Origin of the sequence: Enterococcus sp. DIV0806c (assembly GCF_051710905.1) — a bacterium.
Lineage (GTDB): Bacteria > Bacillota > Bacilli > Lactobacillales > Enterococcaceae > Enterococcus_B > Enterococcus_B mundtii.
On sequence record NZ_JBIOLO010000001.1, the window covers coordinates 1,610,485 to 1,629,107 of the forward strand.

The 18,623-nt window shown below is 40.2% G+C and carries 16 protein-coding genes; all 16 read right to left on the bottom strand.

The window, feature by feature from the left end:
- Positions 1-5: 5 nt before the first annotated feature.
- Positions 6-512 (bottom strand): GNAT family N-acetyltransferase, encoded by a 507-nt coding sequence (locus tag IGK77_RS07580; RefSeq protein ID WP_071867072.1) that lies wholly within the window; start codon positions 510-512, stop codon positions 6-8.
- A 13-nt stretch (positions 513-525) separates the two neighbouring features.
- Positions 526-1,488: a sce7725 family protein gene (locus IGK77_RS07585; protein ID WP_074799014.1), complete on the bottom strand. Its 963-nt coding sequence runs from the start codon at positions 1,486-1,488 to the stop codon at positions 526-528.
- A 9-nt stretch (positions 1,489-1,497) separates the two neighbouring features.
- Positions 1,498-2,187 (bottom strand): hypothetical protein, encoded by a 690-nt coding sequence (locus tag IGK77_RS07590; protein WP_074799015.1) that lies wholly within the window; start codon positions 2,185-2,187, stop codon positions 1,498-1,500.
- A 265-nt stretch (positions 2,188-2,452) separates the two neighbouring features.
- On the bottom strand, positions 2,453-3,910 hold the full coding sequence (locus IGK77_RS07595; protein ID WP_074799016.1) for an amidase: 1,458 nt from the start codon (positions 3,908-3,910) through the stop codon (positions 2,453-2,455).
- Between the two features lie 146 nt (positions 3,911-4,056).
- Positions 4,057-4,998, bottom strand: coding sequence for a dihydroorotate oxidase (locus IGK77_RS07600; RefSeq protein ID WP_074799017.1), 942 nt, complete (start codon positions 4,996-4,998; stop codon positions 4,057-4,059).
- 83 nt (positions 4,999-5,081) lie between these two features.
- Entirely contained in the window at positions 5,082-5,732 is a 651-nt protein-coding gene (locus IGK77_RS07605; RefSeq protein ID WP_074799018.1) for a PepSY domain-containing protein, read from the bottom strand.
- A 180-nt stretch (positions 5,733-5,912) separates the two neighbouring features.
- Positions 5,913-7,079 (bottom strand): SAM-dependent methyltransferase, encoded by a 1,167-nt coding sequence (locus tag IGK77_RS07610; RefSeq protein WP_074799019.1) that lies wholly within the window; start codon positions 7,077-7,079, stop codon positions 5,913-5,915.
- A 176-nt stretch (positions 7,080-7,255) separates the two neighbouring features.
- Complete coding sequence (locus tag IGK77_RS07615; protein WP_074799020.1) at positions 7,256-8,077, bottom strand: maltodextrose utilization protein MalA; 822 nt, start codon at positions 8,075-8,077, stop codon at positions 7,256-7,258.
- 12 nt (positions 8,078-8,089) lie between these two features.
- The gene (locus IGK77_RS07620) at positions 8,090-8,941 is read right to left on the bottom strand and encodes a sugar ABC transporter permease (RefSeq protein ID WP_010735425.1); all 852 of its coding nucleotides are present in this window, start codon (positions 8,939-8,941) and stop codon (positions 8,090-8,092) included.
- Positions 8,942-8,943: 2 nt separating this feature from the next.
- A complete protein-coding gene (locus tag IGK77_RS07625; RefSeq protein WP_074799021.1) occupies positions 8,944-10,242 on the bottom strand; it encodes a carbohydrate ABC transporter permease in 1,299 nt (432 codons plus the stop codon).
- Positions 10,243-10,386: 144 nt separating this feature from the next.
- A complete protein-coding gene (locus IGK77_RS07630) occupies positions 10,387-11,646 on the bottom strand; it encodes an extracellular solute-binding protein (protein WP_074799023.1) in 1,260 nt (419 codons plus the stop codon).
- A 98-nt stretch (positions 11,647-11,744) separates the two neighbouring features.
- Positions 11,745-13,511 (bottom strand): glycoside hydrolase family 13 protein, encoded by a 1,767-nt coding sequence (locus IGK77_RS07635; protein WP_071867083.1) that lies wholly within the window; start codon positions 13,509-13,511, stop codon positions 11,745-11,747.
- 160 nt (positions 13,512-13,671) lie between these two features.
- Complete coding sequence (menC, locus tag IGK77_RS07640; RefSeq protein WP_074799330.1) at positions 13,672-14,784, bottom strand: o-succinylbenzoate synthase; 1,113 nt, start codon at positions 14,782-14,784, stop codon at positions 13,672-13,674.
- On the bottom strand, positions 14,775-15,611 hold the full coding sequence (gene menH / locus IGK77_RS07645; protein WP_074799026.1) for a 2-succinyl-6-hydroxy-2,4-cyclohexadiene-1-carboxylate synthase: 837 nt from the start codon (positions 15,609-15,611) through the stop codon (positions 14,775-14,777). The genes menC and menH overlap by 10 nt, the downstream gene beginning before the upstream one ends.
- Positions 15,611-17,323 (bottom strand): 2-succinyl-5-enolpyruvyl-6-hydroxy-3-cyclohexene-1-carboxylic-acid synthase, encoded by a 1,713-nt coding sequence (gene menD / locus IGK77_RS07650; protein WP_074799027.1) that lies wholly within the window; start codon positions 17,321-17,323, stop codon positions 15,611-15,613. Before menD ends, menH begins: the two co-directional genes overlap by 1 nt.
- On the bottom strand, positions 17,320-18,390 hold the full coding sequence (locus tag IGK77_RS07655; RefSeq protein ID WP_256209229.1) for an isochorismate synthase: 1,071 nt from the start codon (positions 18,388-18,390) through the stop codon (positions 17,320-17,322). The genes menD and IGK77_RS07655 overlap by 4 nt, the downstream gene beginning before the upstream one ends.
- Positions 18,391-18,623: the final 233 nt, after the last annotated feature.

Consider the following 18,623-nt stretch of genomic DNA (forward strand, 5'->3'; position numbering starts at 1 on the left):
GCAATTCACAATAATTTTTGATAGGCTTTTCTTTCTCCGTGTGTGAATGGAAATTCAATCATGCCACAATAATGAAAACCTGCCGAGTAAATCGTTTTTTCCATTGGATGATTGGTGGGGAAAGTATCGATCCGAACGTCCTTGATTCCTTGACATGCGGCAACGGTCAATAAATGTTCTAATAATTGTTTGCCAAGTCTTTTTCCTCTTACATTTTGATCAAGAGCAACTCGATGGATGGAAAGATACGGCTCTCTCCCCTCCCAATTTCCTGCAATTGCTGTATAGACCGGATCAATGCCTGCAACAAGCGCCGCAGTGCCAACGATGTCTTCTTCGTCAATCAAGACGAAGCTTTCCTGCCTTTCAATGTCTTCGATGATTCGTTCTTTTGATGGTTTTTGCTCTCCCTGCCATTGAGGCAATCCTTGCTCAGCAAGGTATGCTGCAGCTTGATCAATGATTTGTAGCACTCTCGGCACATCATCTAATGTAGTTTTTCTAAGGTACATATCTCTGCTCCTTTTATTGATCTGTGATCAACTTGTATAGCTTGTCTATTCTTGAACCACTGCGTAACCAGTCTGTCGGATGATCTAAAAGCTGACTAACTAATTCAAGATGATGTAACAATGTCCATTTCTTCAAAACTCCCAGACCCGGGAATTTTTGTTGGCGATACAAGCTGACAAGCTCAAGTAATCCTTCCGTGATATAAATTTGTTGATGGTTCCTCATCAACCAACCGTACATTTTATTGGCTGCTTCCATAAATTTCAATGCTTGATCTTTTGCGGAATCATTGGTATCTGAAATGAAGTGTTTGATTCGCATATTCCCATAAGCATCGACGTATGTAATATGCAAGGCCAACGCTCGACTGGGAAATCCTTTATCGAAGTAACGACTGCCTTCGATCGTAAAATCGGAAAACCCATGATAGCCATCCATTTGAAAGAAAAGATGATCATCGCTAAAAAAATCATCATTTTTTTCTGCATAATTTTCCACATGCCGTCTCGTTTGAAATTGATCACGGACAATGATTTTATTCTTAGGCAATTGCATGCGTAAGCGACTAGAATCAGGAATGAAAAATGTCGCATTAGTTTTGATCAAAGCTTGCCAAATTGCATTTTCTCTAGGTTGATGTTGTCCATCAAAAATAATGAATGGCGGTGGTGATTCAACCATTCTTTCATAATTGCTCGGCGTAATGATCTCTGCCTCTGCTAACGAGCTATCTTCACTGGTCACCCATGTGTGGATCGGTTGATCGAACAGTTTGAACTGACCCACTTGCGGATTCTTTATAATAATCAGCGGATGATTCTTTTTTTGAAACAACTCGACAACATTTTTGAGCGTCGCCGAATCACGTACTGGCTCGATGATTGGCTGAATCTTAGTGGATAAAAGTCCACGATTCAAGCTTTCTTTTAATGCAAGTAAATCAAATTGTTTGCCACGTAAATAAGGATAATACATATACTGTTTTCACTCCAATGGTTCAGTTGGCAGACGACGAATATGACGTTGCTGGCGCAACCAGTCCTGTTCTTTTCGCAAGGCACGATTTTCTTCTTGCAGATCATGGATTGCTTGACTTTCGATTTCTTCGATAAAGCGTTCATAGTAGCGTTCTTTTGAGAAAGGATCTTGCGTTTCTGAGCGTTTTTTTAATTCTTTATACAGCTGGTCTGAAGGGAAATATTTTACTCCCCGTTCCATTTGTTTGGCTTTTCTGACTTCTCTAAACAAAGAAGCCATAAAACGATTTGTCAATGCCTCTTCTGCTACACCTAACTCACGGCGCATTGCTTTTTTTGCAATAATAAAAGTTCCAGGAACAGGCATTTCCTCTTCTAGTGCATACGAACGATAAACTAATACACCAATCTCTGGTGGGATCTCACTTTTGACTTCTTCATATAAATTTTTTGGTAAAACAAAATAATTATAGTGACCGACAAAGGACAATTTAGCAGTTGAGCGAAAATCAGCTTTTGTGACTTTCAATTCATAACAGCGCCATTCTCTTGTTCCGTCAAATTTCATCAGACAACTTAAAGTATCCACGATTCCATGATCCTCAGGCATTGTCACTTCCTCGACCACGATCCCTCCCTGTTCGATACAATAATGATACAACGATGATTCCAGCTCGATCGTTAAAGGAGTTTTCATACACTTCACCTCCGAACATACTTTCGCTTTTTATTCTACCTGAAAAGCCAAGATAATCCAACTACCATTTTATTTTTTTGTATGCTACTTGTCTAACAATAAAAAAAGCAACATAGAAAAGACGAAAAATGCAGCTCAAACATCACATTTTTCGTCTTTTCAATTGCACTCGTGTTTTATTGATCGATCGACTTAACGGTAAATTCTTCTACCTGTTTGCTATTCCGTATTAAAAATCGCACGATTCATTTGTTCTGTTGCTCTCTTACGCTTTCTCGATTTCTGGCGGAAGATAAAACAAACCATGTTTTTCAAATAATTCACCAATCTGAAACAGTAAGTCTTCTCTTCCTCTGGCAGCCATAAACTGAATCCCTAGTGGCAATCCTTCTTCACTAACATGTGTAGGTAGACTGATTGCAGGTTGCCCAGTTAAGTTCGCTAGTTGTGTATAAGGAGTAATCGTCAAGCTCTCTTCAAACATCGCTGACACGACTGCCAACCCTTCATCTGCCGATAAATGAGAGACATCAGCCATCTGCTGGCGAATCGAGTCACTTTGTAAGTCAGCTGCGATTTTAGGCGCAGTATCCGCAGTGGTTGGTGAGAGAAACAAATCAAAGGACTCAAATAAGCTTTCCATCGTGACAGCCGCATGATCCCATACGTGCAATGAATGCACATAGTCTGCTGCAGAAAGTTTTTTACCATATTGCCATAATGTCCATGAGATTGGCTCCAGCTCGTTGCTTTCTATCCCTCGCTGCAACCCATTTTCGATCGACTCGATCATTGCTGCCGTTTCAGCACCATTCATTTGATAATAGGAGTTGATCAATGTACGTCCATCTAAAGGATATGGAATCTCAACGATTTCATGTCCTGATTGTTCTAGAAAATGCAGTGCATTTTGAATAGCAATTTGAGCATCTACACTTACTTTCGAGCCGATTGGTGAATCAACACAGACAGCGATTTTCAAACGTTCCTTTACTGGATGCTGTTGCCAAAATGCTGGTGTCACTTGATAAGGTGCCCCACTATTGATCCCTTGTAAAGCGTGGAACAACGCTTTCGTATCTCTCATGGAAACCGTTAATCCGAAGTCGATGGACGCTCCTTGCCAGCCTCGCCAAGCATTTGGACCGACTGGCATTGTTCCTCTTGATGGCTTCAAGCCGATCAAGCCAGAAAATGAGGCTGGAATACGGATCGAACCACCCCCGTCACTGGCACCTGCCATCGGAACGATCCCTGCCGCAACTGCCGCTGCAGCTCCGCCACTTGATCCTCCTGGAGAGTATGCCAAGTTCCATGGGTTTCGTGCTGGGCCATATAATTGTGGATCGGTAATATTCTTAAAGCCAAATTCAGGCGCATTCGTTTGTCCAAATGGAATGAAACCAGTTTTTTCAACTGCTTGGACATAATTCGAATTTTTAGACGCTCGGTGTTGTTCAAAAATCCGTGAACCAGAAGTTGCTAACCAGCCTTTTTTTTCTTGTCCTAGCATTTTTAAAGGAAATGGGATTCCTGCTAGTAGCGAATCACTCTCCAATTGTGGTTGTTTTCCATTTGATTGGAAATCAAGTGATTCAAGTGTGACAAATGCGTTGATTTCTGGATTGAGCTTTTCGATTTTTCGCTTTGTTTCTGTAAAAAGTTCTTCCGAGCTGAATTGCTTTGTTTTTAAACCATTCGCAAGATATGTTGCATCTTTCATGCTCTCCCTCCTCAGTTACGGTTATTTTCTCATATGACAGAAAAAGCAACAATGTTTACGCCTAGTCTCTTATTCTAAATAGAAAAACACTTGAAGCAGCTGAATGCTTCAAGTGTTCTTCTCTAGTTATAAGAATGAAGGAGGTATTACGATATCGAGCGTAATTTCCCTCTAAATTCGTCGATTGAATGGTAGCCTTTTTCCGCCATGATCGTCTCCAATTCTTTACTGATACGATCAAAAATAGCTACTCCCTCTTTGTGAAGTTCCGTGCCGATCTGTAACATGCTTGCGCCACATAATAAATGTTCAAAAGCATCTTGTCCATTGCGGATACCGCCAGTACCGATGATTTTGATCTCTGGTTTCAAGCGGGTATAAAATGCCCGGACATTCGCTAACGCAGTAGGTTTGATATATTCGCCTCCAAGTCCACCAAAGCCGTCTTTTGGTTTGATGACGACTGTTTCACTCTCAGTATCGATATAAAGGCCATTTCCTACACTGTTGATCGAGTTCACATAGGCGATCGGGTACTGATTCAAGATTTCCGCCATTTGATCAAAGTGGGCGAAATCAAAATAAGGAGGAAGTTTGATTCCCAACGGTTTTGAGAACACTTGAAAGACTTCTTTCAATAAAGCTGCTGTTGCCTCGAAATCGTAAGCTAGCTGCGGTTTTCCTGGAACGTTCGGGCATGAAAGATTCAGCTCAGTGATCCCTTGGTAATCACTCTCTTCGATCAACTTCAACATTTCCAGATTTTCCTCTGCACTCATACCAGCAATCGAGAAAAACAATGGTTGTTCTTGTCCATGCTCTTTCTCGTAGGCCAATGCATAATCCAGATAATAGGAAAAACCTAAGTTTGGTAAGCCCATCGAATTGATACTTCCCAGTGGCACATCATAATAACGAGGTTCAGGGTTTCCTGCTCGCTCATTGATGGTACAGCTTTTTGTAATGAACGCCCCCGCATTCGAATGTGCAAGTTCATCTAATTCCGCTGTAGTCATGCAATGGACACCAGAAGCGTTCATCAAGGGATTTTCAAAAGAATGATTTAAGAAAGTAGTCGTTAAGCTCAAGTTATTCTCTCCTTTTAATAAAGCGTTTTTTCTAGTGTATCATTTAAGCGAACAAAATCAACAAAAATTTATCGAATGTTCGATCAATCATCGATTTCTGAAGACAATACTTCTCCTGTTTGACTATTGATTTTTACATTTGTTGTTTGGTTGCCATTTTTCACTTTGACATCCCAGTAAGTAGTTCCTAATTCTTTATCAAGGTCCCAATCTGTAGCAGTTCCAGCGCCAACTTTTTCAACCGCGATTTTCCCAGCTTCTTCAATCGAGATCAGATTGCTGACATCTAAGCCGTCTTCTGATTTTTTCTGGCCGTTTTGTTCGTCACGATCTAATTGCTCTGGATTCTCTGCCTCAAGTTTTTCGTCCATCGCATTGATTTTCACTGAATATTCGTTTTGATCATCGACACCTTCAATTTTGTAGAAGTAGCTTCCCCAATCACTATCGAGTTCTAAGCTAGTGATTGCTGCATCTGGGTATTTGTTTTGGAATAATTCAATCGCGCGATCCGCAGAAACTTGAATATTAGGGTTTGCTGTTTGTGAAGAGGATGAATCACTAGAAGCAGCAGAACCAGCAGTTGTGCTAGATTCTTCTGTCTTATTCGTAGAAGTTACGGTCGTTTCTGACGACTGGTTGGTCGTACTTGAAGGGGTATTTGTTTGGTTTGGCTGGCACCCCGCTAAAAGTAGTAAAGAAAATAAGCCTGTAAAAATAACTTTTGATTTCATAACAATTCTCCTTTTTATTAGGTATCTATTCTCAGTATAACGAAAAGAGTGAATACTGTCAGCCGATACCATGAAAAATCAGTCTATAGTCTGATTTTACAACTAAAAAAGAACTTGTTTTTACGTAAAAAAGTAAAAACAGGTTCTTTTCATTTAAATAAAAAAACAAAACTCAATAAATTATTTCCGATGCATTGGGATCGAATTGTTCCCTGGATGGACTAACAAGTACTGGATCACATCGATATTGCTCGATTCAAAAGATGCGGCACAGGCTTGTAAATAAAGATCCCACATACGATAGAACCGATCACCCATCTCCTGAGTCACCTGCTCTTGAACCGCATGGAAACGTTGCGTCCAATGTTGTAATGTCCATTGGTAATCACGACGTAGACTTTCTAGGTCGATCACTTGTAGATCGTTTTCCGTGATATCCTTAATCAGTTCTGTCACACCTGGTACATAACCGCCAGGGAAAATATATTTATTGATCCACGCATTCGTTGCGCCACCTTGTTGTCGGCTGATTCCATGGATCAAAGCAGTTCCTTTAGGTTTCAACAAATCTTTGACTACTTTGAAATATTCAGGTAGATTTTCTGACCCTACGTGTTCGAACATCCCCACACTGGTGATATGATCGAAAGTCTCCCCTTTCAACTCACGGTAATCCATTAGAAACACACGACATTGGTCTTCTAGATGCTCTTCTTTGATTTTATTGGTGATGAAGTTGTATTGTTCTTCACTGAGAGTAATACCAGTCGCTTTGACATGATATTCTTTTGCCGCAGTAAATAGTAACGTTCCCCAGCCACAACCAATATCCAAGAGGGATTCTCCTTCTTTGATAAATAGCTTATCTAAAATATGATGGACTTTATTGATCTGTGCTTGCTCCAGACTATCTTCTGGAGTTTTGAAATAAGCACAAGAATACGTCAACGTTGAATCAAGCCATAAGCGATAAAAATCATTACCTAGGTCATAATGAGCATGGATATCCGCTTTATTTTGTTGCTTTGTGTGTTTCTCTTTTTTTGGTAACCACTTCAGATAATCTTTGCTACGCAAGAAACTATCGGTATGACTGTATGCATCGTTGATCAATGATTGGATATTCCCTTCGATTTCAATGCGATGATCCATATAAGCTTCCCCTAAAGAAAGAGAAGCATTTTTCGTCAACTCTTTGATTGGGATCTCTTCATTGAACGTGATTTTGATTTGTGGAGGGTTATCGGTATCCCCATACTGCTTCGTCGTTCCATCCCAATACGTGACTTCTACTGGAAGTGAAAAAGAGTGCGAAAATAGTTGATGATAAATTGTTTTTTCTAACATAATGATCCTCCTAAAACAAAAATTACACTATTACGTTATACCTATTTCGTCAAAGAATCAACAGATTACAGGTAATAAATAAAAGCTTTTTGAAAATTTCAGAAACACAAAAATAAAGAATGTAAGGAGGAAGACATTTCTGCTTTCCCTCTTACATTCTTCATTTTTTGATTCGATCAGACTTGGATCGCTTTTGAATCTTTGAAGCCAGTTTTAGCGAAAATCCATAGTAACAATAAAACGGCTATGGTCGACTGGATGCCCATCATCAAGACAAAATCAAAATGGATAAAACCGACAAAACCAGCAATTATCGAACTCACACCTAGAACATTCAACATCAAATTTGCGCTCTCTTTAAAGTTTTTTATGGAAGAGAATTTGCTTTTTCTTGTTAGCCATAAAAAGAAGGCAGCGCCGAACAAAATCAAGCCAGTCATGATAAACAATAAAATACCTAACGTCAAACTGTAAGATAAAATGATCATCGGTCGATTACTCGCATAAAATTCATTCTCTAAAAACTGTTCAAACTCTTTAGGACTTGTTATTCTCATAAAATCAAATGAGGAGGGATATGACATATTGTATTCTCGTGTTTGTCCATCCTCTTCTTGACGGATCGTCCAGCTGGTCTCTTCAAAATTGATTGCGGCTCCTCTTTCTGCCATTTCTTCTGGCGTCAGTGCTGTTCCGATGATGACATCGTTTGTTACACTGATGATCTCAGAGTCAGCTGTTAAGCGACCGTTCGTAAGTTGTAGTTCACGTAAGCGTGCCACCCCTTCCTGATCGATCAACGTATTCACCGATAAGAATTGTTCCATCGGGATCGCCGAGACTTGATTCGTATAAAATAAAGTAATCGGCATGACCATAAAAGAAATCAGAAACAGAAAGATCACGATAAATTTTGGCCAAGTGAGTTGTTTTCTACCTAAAAACAACTGTTTTGGACTTCTTAAGCTTGAAAAGTAATTGAGTGGGAATTTATCCATAGCAAACGACTCCTAACCTTTGGTCCCGCCTGATGTCAGTCCGGTCACAAAGTTTTTTTGTAAAAAGAAGAACAATAAACATATTGGTACAGCAATCAAGATTGCTCCCGCCGCAAACAGAGAAACGCGTTGGTTGGTTACATCAGAAATAAAGGTTTGTAATCCAACTGCGACTGTTTGATTTTCAGGCGTACGAAGTAGGAAACGTGCCAACATGAAGTCACCAAATGGTCCCATAAATGCCCAAAGCGCTTGGACTGCGATCATTGGTTTGACTAATGGTAAGACGATTTGCAAGAAAATCCTAAAGTGTCCTGCACCATCCAATTTAGCTGATTCATCTAAATCGATTGGGACTGTATCGAAGTATCCTTTCATCAGCCAAGTGTTCATTGGGATTCCCCCACCGATATAGATCATTGTCAGGAACCAATAACGATCCAATGCACCTAATAGAAAGGCCATCACATAAAAAGCGGTCAATGCTGCCATCGTTGGTACCATCTGGATCACTAGAAAGAACATCAAACTTGATTTTCTTCCGATGAAACGATAACGACTATACGTATAACCAGCAAGTGTCACAACAGTTACTTGAATGACCATCGTTAAAACAGAAATGATCAACGTATTTTTATACCACGTGCCATACAAGGTTTCATTGAATAAGCGAGAAAAATTATTTAAGGTCCAATCACCGGAGAAATCCAAACTAAAAGCAGCAATATTGCCTGGTTTGAAAGCAGTACTAGCTGTGATCAATAACGGATAGATGATAATGATCGACAATAGGATCAAAAACACATAAGTGAAGAAATGCGAAAGTCTCCGTTGGAACTTAGCACTCGTACTAAATTTTTTCATGACTAGTCCTCCATTTTGAACGCATTAGTTTTCTTGAATACCAACAGAGAAACGGCAATGACGATCATCGAAATGATCAGCGTGATCGCAGAAGCCATCGAATACTGTGGCGAGGTCCCCGTGGTCAATTTATAGATCCACGAAATCAAGATATCTGTTGATCCTGCACCACCACCGACACTTCCCGGTCCCCCATTATTGAAGAGGTAGATCATGGAGAAGTTATTGAAGTTCCCTGTATACTGTGTGATGAACGTTGGTGCTGCTACAAGAAAGATTGCTGGCAACGTGATACTTGAGAAGCGCTGCCAAGCATTCGCACCGTCGATTTTCGCTGCTTCGTAAAGATCTTCAGAAATCGATTGTAAGATACCTGTGACCATCACATAGATGTAAGGAAAACCTAACCAGCCTTGTATCAAGATGATTGCGACTTTTGTCCAGTTCGGATCAGTTTTCCAAGGAACGGAGGCAATATCTACAAAGGGGATATTATTCAAGAATGGAATAACTTGCGTGTTGATCGCTCCCACACTATCGTTAAAGATGTTTGAAAAACTCATGATCGTGATAAATGCTGGGACTGCCCATGGCAAAAGGAAAATAATTCCAAAAACACGTTTGAACTTGATAAATTTCTGGTGCGCGATCACTGCTGTAAATACGCCTAACGTGATTTGTAAAGTAGTGGCACAAAGCGTCCAGATGACGGTCCAAGAGAACACGGCAACAAATGTATTTCGATAAGAACTTAAAAAGAAAATACTGAAGAAGTTTTCTGCTCCCACCCAGTCGATCAAACTTGCTGGTGGGATGTGTTGGAAATCATAGTTTGTAAATGCTGTAAATAATGTCACTAGAACCGGAAAGATGATCGTGAAAATCATCAATAGATACGCTGGAAGCGTCAAGAGATAAGGAAAGCCTTCATCACCCACATTATGTATGACTTCCTTCATTGTTCGATTGATCTTTTTCCCTTCTTTTCTCATGACTGCGACACGTTTTGCATCTACTAGATTGATGAAATAAAAAAATAAAAACAAGGCTGTCACAATCAATTGCAAAGTTCCTTGGATCAACATAAATAATGAGTGATCTTCCATTGGTACACTCCCTAAGGTAACTAAACCTATTAAGGATTGAAAACCACCTAAAACCATTTGGATGATAAATCCGATAAATAGTCCTAAAAATACGACCCCTTTAAATACTTGACCATTTGCAAATTGACCCAGTCCTGGAATGATCGAACGTAACATCGTGCCTTTGACATTGACCGCTGTATCTTCTTGTTGCATGGTATTGTTCCCCCCTCTTGATACTAAAAACAGGTGCTGTATGTTGAAGCGCCTTTTCTATAAAATCATCTCACGTTCATCAAAGGTAAAACATGGAGCTGAGAAGCAATTTCCTTCACAGCTCCAACCTTTTTGATGATCTAATTAATATTTTTGCTCAATTGCTTCGCTGATCGTCTTCACCGCGTCGTCAGCCGATTCTTTTGGTGTTTTTCTGCCTGAACCAGCATCAAACATCAAGTTTTCTGCGCCTGTCCAAACTTCTGCCATCTCTGGAATATTTGGCATTGCTTGTGCAGTTTCATATTGTTCAATAACTGCAGTCGTCAATTCATCATTTGTGCCTTTTGCTGTTTCACGAGCCGCTTGATTGGCTGGTACTTCGTTGACCATTTCAAAGAATTTTTCTTGGTTTTCTGTATTGGTTACATAATCTAACCATTTTTGAGCCACTTCTTTATTCTTAGAGTAGTTACTTACGACCCAACCTTTTCCTCCACCAAATGGTTGATAAGATTCACCATTATTCAATGTTGGGATTTTTGATACGCCATAATTGAGGTCGTTTTCTTGATAGGTTTGTGCTTGCCAAGGACCATCGATAATCGCTGCTGTCTTATTTGACATGAACTGTTGGTTGACAAAGTCGCCAGCACTCTTGATATCTTGCATTCCTTTAGGCCAAACATTTTGGAACCAATCTGTGGCATAAGTGATTCCTTCTACTGCTCCAGCATTGTTTAAGCCAATTTCAGATGGGTCTGTTCCATCTTCACCAAATACATACCCACCGTAACCTGAAATCAAGCCATATGAATAATAAAAATCAGTCCATTTTGCTAAAAATCCTGTGTTTGTTCCTTCTTCGGATTCGAAATTGAAACGTTCATCTTTTGCTAACGCTTCCAAATCTTTAAAGGTTGTCGGTGCAGTGTCCACTAGGTCTTTGTTATAATATAAGACTAGTGTTTCGATAACTGCCGGTGCCCCATAGATTTTATCTTCATAAGTCACTTGGGCTTTATCCGTATCATTGTAATCTGCTTCGTTACCCAATTTCACTTCTGCCAAATGTCCTTGTTGACCTAACGCTCCGATCCGGTCATAAGCTGCCATCATGACATCTGGTGCCTTACCTGCAGGACCATCAAGCGCAAGCGATTCCAATTGTTCGAACATGTCTTTTTCGACTAACTTGATTTTTACGTCGTTGTCTTCTTCAAATTTTGTTTTGATCTCATTGACATAGTCTTTGTAGCCAGAGTCGACAGAAATCGTTAATGATTTTCCATCTTCTTCATTTGCTGCAGTTGAAGACCCGCCATTACCACAGGCAGCAAGTCCCCCGATAAACCCTAAAGATAATGCACCTAACCCGAATTTTTTTAGCAACTGTTTACTCATTTTTTTTCCTCCGATTCTATTCTATTCCTCTTACAATTTGATTATATGTTTACAAAAGCTTGATTTGCAAACGCTTTCTCTATGTTACCGATAACAACTTAACAAAGGATCAAAAATCCATTCGTTTGGACTTCAGCTTTGCCGTCTTTTAAGATGTCACAATTTTGGCTGAATAAAACATCATTTTCTAAATCGACCAAGTACGGTTCTGTTCCTTGATTGAAATAAGCATGAATGGTTTGCTGATCGAGATGACGAGTCAAATGAATTTGTTCGTTTTTATCGTCGACCGATCGCCAAGTCAGATCCCCTTCAATCAACACTTGTTGCACTTGTTTACGCACACAGATCAATTCTTTGACGAACCCCTTCAATTCAAGATCTTGCTGGTCCTTTTCCCAGACCATACATTTTCGACAGTCAGGATCATCATGACCTGTCATGCCGATTTCTGTTCCGTAGTAGATGCAAGGCGCCCCTTTTTGTAAGAACATGAAAGCTAACACTGATTTCATCAGTTCCTTGTCCTCTTTACACAAAGTCAATATTCTTGCTGTATCATGAGAATCCAATAGATTGAATGTTCCTTCATTGACTTGATCACGATATAGCATTTGCTGATGATTCATGCCACTGACCATTTGAGTGGGTGTGATTTTTTTATGGACGAAATAGTCTTTGATCGAATCCATAAAGGCGTAGTTCATCACCGCATGGAATTCATCGCCCTGTAACCAAGCTTGAGAAGAATGCCAGATTTCACCTAAAATATAAATATCAGGTTTGATCGTAGTGACCGCTTCTCTGAATTTCTTCCAAAAATGATGATCCACTTCATTTGCTACATCTAACCGCCATCCATCGATATCAAATTCCTTGACCCAATACGTGGCAATATCTAATAAATAATCTTGTACTTCTTGATTTGCTGTATTGAGCTTAGGCATAAATGGCGTAAATGCAAACGTATCATATGCCAGATTTTCGGCTGTTTCAGGAACATCTGTCATTTGATAGGCATCCACTGGAAATGAATGGATGTGGAACCAGTCTTTGTAGCGGGATTTCTCGCCATTTTCGATCACATCTTGCCATTGTGGTGCATGACTACCCATATGATTGAACACGGCATCCAGCATGATTCGGATTCCTTTATCATGCGCTTTTGTGATTAACTCTTTCAATAACTCTTTATCACCAAATTGTGGATCGACCGCATAATAATCGATCGTGTCATATTTGTGATTCGAGGTTGCTTCAAAAACAGGACAGAAATAAATCCCTGTGATCCCTAAATCAGCTAGGTAATCGAGATGATCGATCACCCCTTGAAGATCTCCGCCAAAGAAATCTTCTCGATCTGGGTCTTTACTTCCCCAAGGCAACGTCCCTTTAGGATCATTTGTTGGATCACCATTCGCAAAGCGTTCAGGAAATATTTGATACCAAATCGTTTGTTTTGCCCATTCAGGTACTTTGAAGCGATCGATTTGTTGAAAATATGGCATACGGAAATAATAGTTTGCATTTGCCAATGTTTCTTCTTGATAAGGGAATATTCCTTGGTCTCCGTAAAAACAATCCATCCCATCAATTCCCACGATGTGAAACCCGTATTGCAATCGTCTAGTATCACTCGTCAACTCGATTTCCCAGTAATCATGAAGAAGTGTACTTAACCCTTTTTTCATTGGTTGTTCTTTTAAATACCAATTTTCTGAGAAAATCGTATATGGATCTCCGCTGATCACAGAAACGTGTTTGACATCATCTTTACTTGTACGTAAGCGAATCCGCATTGTTGTCTCACTGTATAAATAAGCAAATTCACTTTCGGGTCGATGATAAATTGCTGCAGTATTCATTTCAGTCCTCCCTTGTCTTTCAGTTAACAAAAACAACTATAAAAGATAAATAACCGAAAGACAACGCTTACATTCCTGTTATCGGTAACAAGATTTTTATCAAAAAAAAAGATGAATGACACACTGTTTACAAAACACGCGTGATTCATCTTCTTAAATACTATTTAATTCTATATGTTTTTTTATCGTACGCATACTTCAACAACTGCTTTTCTTGCCATGTGACACCAATCCCTGATTGACCAGGAATCATCAAAAGTCCATTTGTGATTCTAGCTTTTGGTTCGACGATATCATCATGGAAATAGCGATCAAAAGCAGACAAGTCTCCTGGAAAAGTAAAGCAATCTTGACTTGCAAAATGCAGATTCATCGCTCGACCGACTCCGGATTCAAACATGCCACCTAACCAAACGAGCAAGTCATTTTCCTGACAAAAATCAACGATCCTTAAAGCCTCAGTGATCCCTCCCACTCTGGGAATCTTTAAATTGATTGCCCGACAACTTCCCAATGCATGAGCTGTTTTTACGTCTTCCAGTGTTCGGATATTCTCATCAAGACAAACAGCTGTTTTGATTTCCTTTTGAAGTATGGCATGGTCAACATAGTCACGAGGGTGAAAAGGTTGTTCGATCATCGCAAGCTTCAAGGCGTCCATTTTCTTGAATAACGGCAGATCGTTGATCGTATAAGCAGAATTTGCATCTGCCATCAATTGGATCTCTGGATATTGCTCACGCAACGCTTGCAGTGGCACTAAGTCATTGCCAGGAGTGATTTTCAACTTGATTCGTTGGTACCCTTGATCAACATAAGTTTTTGCAGTCGCAAGTAAATCTATCGGGTTGTCATGGACACCAATACTGACACCTACGGGAATCGCTGATCGTTCGGCAGAAAACAACTTTTGTAATGGGCGTCCTATTCGACGAGCATAAAGATCCCAAACAGCTGTTTCAACTGCTGATTTTGCCATAAAATTCCCTTGCGTATGCTTGAAAGCTGACCAAATTTCTGAGGGATGCGAGAAGTCAAGTTCGAATAAACAAGGAATCAGCTCTTTTTGTAATACCGATCGACTCATATCAATCGTTTCTTCAATGTAATCTGCTCGTTCAAAAGCGACCAGCTCGCCTATCCCCTGATTCCCTAACTCGTCTTCCACGATCAACAAATCAAAAGCTTTTGTTTCCAATCGACCATAGCTCGTTCTAAAAGGTGTCACTAAGGGTAGTCGCAAACAGTACTGTTGGATGTTGACTATTTTGATGGCGTCCACTCCCTTTCCATTTCATTGATCCAAGTAGTAACAGTTGTTTCAAATAGCCTAGGTTGCTCGATGTGACAACAGTGCCCGCAATCCGCAAGGACCTGGCAACAAAAAATCTCTTTAACATCTGTCATTTGTTTACCGATCTTTTGAAACTTCTCATCCTTTTGACCAACAAGATACAATAGTGGGCATTCGATACTCGCTAAATCTGGCCAATAATTTTTTTGCGCGCCAGTTCCCATATAGTAAAGACTTAATGCTAAACCTAGCTTATTTTGAGCAAGTCGCTCGTTTCTTACTCTGCTTTTTTGTTCCAAGGGTAACGCCTGTTGTGAAGCAAATAGTGGTAACTTCTCCCAATCATCAACAAAATCAATCAGAGGCTCTCTCATTAAACGTAAAGAAATTTTTCGATCAGCTTTTTTACGACTGTTTCGTTGCTGTTCATCCGCAATCCCGGCAGTTCCACCTTCTAAAATGAGCCCTTTGATTCCTTGTGGTTGTTCGATTGCCCAAGCAAGTGCCACTCGTGCACCCATCGAGTAGCCTAATACATAAAAAGAGGAAATTTCTAATAATGAGACAAAACTCGCCAAATCGGCTACTAATGACGTAAGTTGGTAACGATAAGGATGCAGGTAAACCGCTGTTTTTCCATGACCGATCAAATCAATGGCTAAGTAATTAAACTGAGGATTCTCAAACATGAACGTTTGTGCACTACCGGTAAAGCCATGCAAACAAACAACCGTTGGTTGCTTTGGATCAGTATGCTGTAACCAACGGTAATGGTAAGTAGCACCTCGAACAGTCTTAACTGGCATCAGCCTATTTCCTCCTGATAACGACGCTTCATCTGTTCCCATAACTGGACAGGTTCTTGTTGTTGCCCTCTAATTTCAATCAATGTCCAATCCCTTTGATTCCGGCTTTTTTCAATCGCTTGCTCAAACTCTTTACTTGAAGTTGGTTGTATATAATGACCATTATATAAATCTGCTACCTTCTCTAATTCTAAATCAAGTGGCGTACCAAACAATGGTTCAAAATCAGTCTCTGGGAGTTGGTTTTGAGGAAGAAAAGAAAAGATTCCCCCACCATTGTTGTTCAATACGACTAAAGTAACAGGTAAGTGATAACGTCGAATTAGCTCCAACGCGTTCATGTCATGAAACAGCGCAAGATCGCCGATCAAAACAAACATCCGCTTGTTCCTTACCAAAGCGATTCCTGCTGCTGTAGAAATCAACCCGTCGATCCCGTTGACCCCTCGATTTCCGTAGATTGGAAATGATTCTCCAGTAGGCGAAGCAAAACGATCAACAAAGCGGATCGCGTTACTATTTGCCAAAAATAAAGCTTCCTCTGATTTTATCGCTTGCAATAACTGGCAACTAGCATTGCTTTCGCTCCATTCATCGATAGACAATTCTTTAGTGATGACTTCTCTCGCTTTTTGATAAGCTCTTTTCCATTGCGCCAACCATGCGTCAGAGGTTGGCGAATTAGGTAGTACATCCAAAGTTTCCGATACTAGTTTACAGAAATCAAGTGCACCGATTTGGATAAAACTTGTTCCTAAATGCAATGGATCACGCCATTCTTCCTCATCGATCAACACATAGTCAGAAATAGCTTCGTGATTTTTTTTTAAATAAAGCATCACATTTTTAGCTACAGGAAGATTACCAAATTGCCAAATGACTTCAGGAGTTTCAGGAACCGGTCCAGAAAAAATCAAATCTGCATGCGGAAGATAGCCATCGCTCATTTGTTGACAAGCACCTAGATTTGCCAAGGGATCACCAATGATTGGCCATTGTAAAGATGTTGCTAAAGTAAGTAACGCTTTTGCCTCATCAGGTGTCAATTCTTTACCGACGATCATCATCCCTTTTTTTGATAGCCAAGGAACAAGCTCTGGCATTTGCTTCGACACAATTTGAGTAACCAGTTTTTTTGGATGAAAAGATCCATCAAGAGAAAAAGTTAAATCAGGCAATAAAGGCTCTCTAAAAGGCAAGTTGATCTGAATTGGCCCTGCCGGTACACGCATTGCTTCATAGGCACAATTGGCGCCATGCCAGTAGCTATACCGTATCATTTCCGGAGTGGCTTCAGGAAGTGCTAATTCGATAAACTTTTTGATATGCGAACCAAATAACTTTTGTTGGTCCATCGTTTGTGGCGACCCAACGCCACGTGCTTCTGGTGGACGGTCTGCTGTAAGCACTAGCAAAGGAATGTTTGTTGCTTTTGCTTCACAAACTGCTGGAAAGAAGTTCGCTGCGGCAGTTCCCGACGTACAAAGAACTCCAACTGGTTGCTTTAATGCTTTCGCCATACCTAATGCACAAAATGCCGCAGATCGCTCGTCTACAATCACCGTTGTTTTGATTTCCGGATCTCTATGAAGTAACAAGGCAAGTGGGGTCGATCGTGAACCGGGACTGATGACGACATTTTTAAGCCCGCCTTCTTTCATTCCCTTGATGAAAGCCAATAAATACGCAGTCATTTCTTGTTGTTTAGTCATCCCTTCACTCCTCTAAGCATAGGTTGAAATTTTAGCAATGTTTCTTGGCGCTCTGCCTCGGGGTCAGAATCCGCAACAATGCCACAACCTGCATATAATATTCCTTCGGTTTCAGTCAAGATGCCTGATCGGATGCCTACAGCAAACTCACCGACATCCTCGATCGGGTCCAACCACCCGATTGGTGCCCCGTATAACCCTCTACCGAAAGGTTCATGATCTTTGATCCATTGCAACGCCAGTTCTTTCGGTTCACCACCTAAAGCAGGAGAAGGATGGATCAATTTTACTGCATCGATCAATGAGACTCCCTGCTTACGTTCTCCAGAGAAAGTCATCGCTAAATGCTGAATATCGCGGTTTTTCAATAAACGGCGGGATGAGACAGCGACATCGCCGGCGACAATATTCGCTAATTGATTCTCTAATCGTTGAGCAACAATTCCGTGTTCTTGTGTATTTTTAAAGTCTTTTAAAAGTTCTTTACCGATTTCATCGTCTTCCTGCACAGTCGATCCTCTAGGTGCCGAACCAGCTATCCCAGCAGTCATAAATTGGCTTTTCGTTCCTTGGACCAATCGTTCTGGTGTAGCACCAATGAAAGCATGTTGATCGGATGCTAAAAGAAATAGATAAGTTTGTGGTTGTTGTTCAGATAAACGCTGAAGAATTTGAGTTGTCGACTGGAATGATCCGTGTATTGCCATTTGTCTCGCTAAGACGACCTTTTTAAGCGAAGTTGCTTCGAGTACGATTTCTTTCCTCGCATCCTCTACATTGCGTAAAAAAGCTGGAACTGCCAGCTCTTCTGACGACACAAAGATATTTGCAGATTGTTCTTGTTCTTTGCCTTTTAACAATTCACTAACAAGACTATCTAAATACGAAAAACCTTTTAAAAGACTTCTGATTGTTGCAGCTTCTTTTCTGATTGTCAGAATAACTTGAGTCTTTGAACCTATTCGTTTGAAAAGAATACTTGGTAAAATGAAAAAGCCAGATTCAAGCTTACTCCAAATTTTTTCTTTTAGGTTGTTTGGATCAAATGGAAAACCTCCAAAAAGCAAAGGTCCCCCCTTCTGTCTCGATACGTTTAAAAAACTTTTAGAAAACTCAAGAGAAAATTCTTTGATAGCGCTGGGCATGTCATCATATTCCCTATCAAATAAATTTTCTCCTATTCCTAATAGCTCACAATCCTCATCAGGAGGACACCAATAAAAGCGATCTCCTTTAGATGGGACAAGAGGTAAGAGTTTTTTTACCGTTTGTTCACCAAGCTCGTAGCTATAAGTAAAAT

Coding starts and splice junctions, on each gene's coding strand:
- IGK77_RS07620 (WP_010735425.1), bottom strand. CDS start 8,941: ATGAAAAAATTTAGTACGAGTGCTAAGTTCCAACGGAGACTTTCGCAT.
- IGK77_RS07615 (WP_074799020.1), bottom strand. CDS start 8,077: ATGGATAAATTCCCACTCAATTACTTTTCAAGCTTAAGAAGTCCAAAA.
- menH (WP_074799026.1), bottom strand. CDS start 15,611: ATGCCAGTTAAGACTGTTCGAGGTGCTACTTACCATTACCGTTGGTTA.
- IGK77_RS07625 (WP_074799021.1), bottom strand. CDS start 10,242: ATGCAACAAGAAGATACAGCGGTCAATGTCAAAGGCACGATGTTACGT.
- IGK77_RS07585 (WP_074799014.1), bottom strand. CDS start 1,488: ATGTATTATCCTTATTTACGTGGCAAACAATTTGATTTACTTGCATTA.
- IGK77_RS07635 (WP_071867083.1), bottom strand. CDS start 13,511: ATGAATACTGCAGCAATTTATCATCGACCCGAAAGTGAATTTGCTTAT.
- IGK77_RS07595 (WP_074799016.1), bottom strand. CDS start 3,910: ATGAAAGATGCAACATATCTTGCGAATGGTTTAAAAACAAAGCAATTC.
- menD (WP_074799027.1), bottom strand. CDS start 17,323: ATGACTAAACAACAAGAAATGACTGCGTATTTATTGGCTTTCATCAAG.
- IGK77_RS07580 (WP_071867072.1), bottom strand. CDS start 512: ATGTACCTTAGAAAAACTACATTAGATGATGTGCCGAGAGTGCTACAA.
- IGK77_RS07590 (WP_074799015.1), bottom strand. CDS start 2,187: ATGAAAACTCCTTTAACGATCGAGCTGGAATCATCGTTGTATCATTAT.
- IGK77_RS07610 (WP_074799019.1), bottom strand. CDS start 7,079: ATGTTAGAAAAAACAATTTATCATCAACTATTTTCGCACTCTTTTTCA.
- IGK77_RS07605 (WP_074799018.1), bottom strand. CDS start 5,732: ATGAAATCAAAAGTTATTTTTACAGGCTTATTTTCTTTACTACTTTTA.
- IGK77_RS07630 (WP_074799023.1), bottom strand. CDS start 11,646: ATGAGTAAACAGTTGCTAAAAAAATTCGGGTTAGGTGCATTATCTTTA.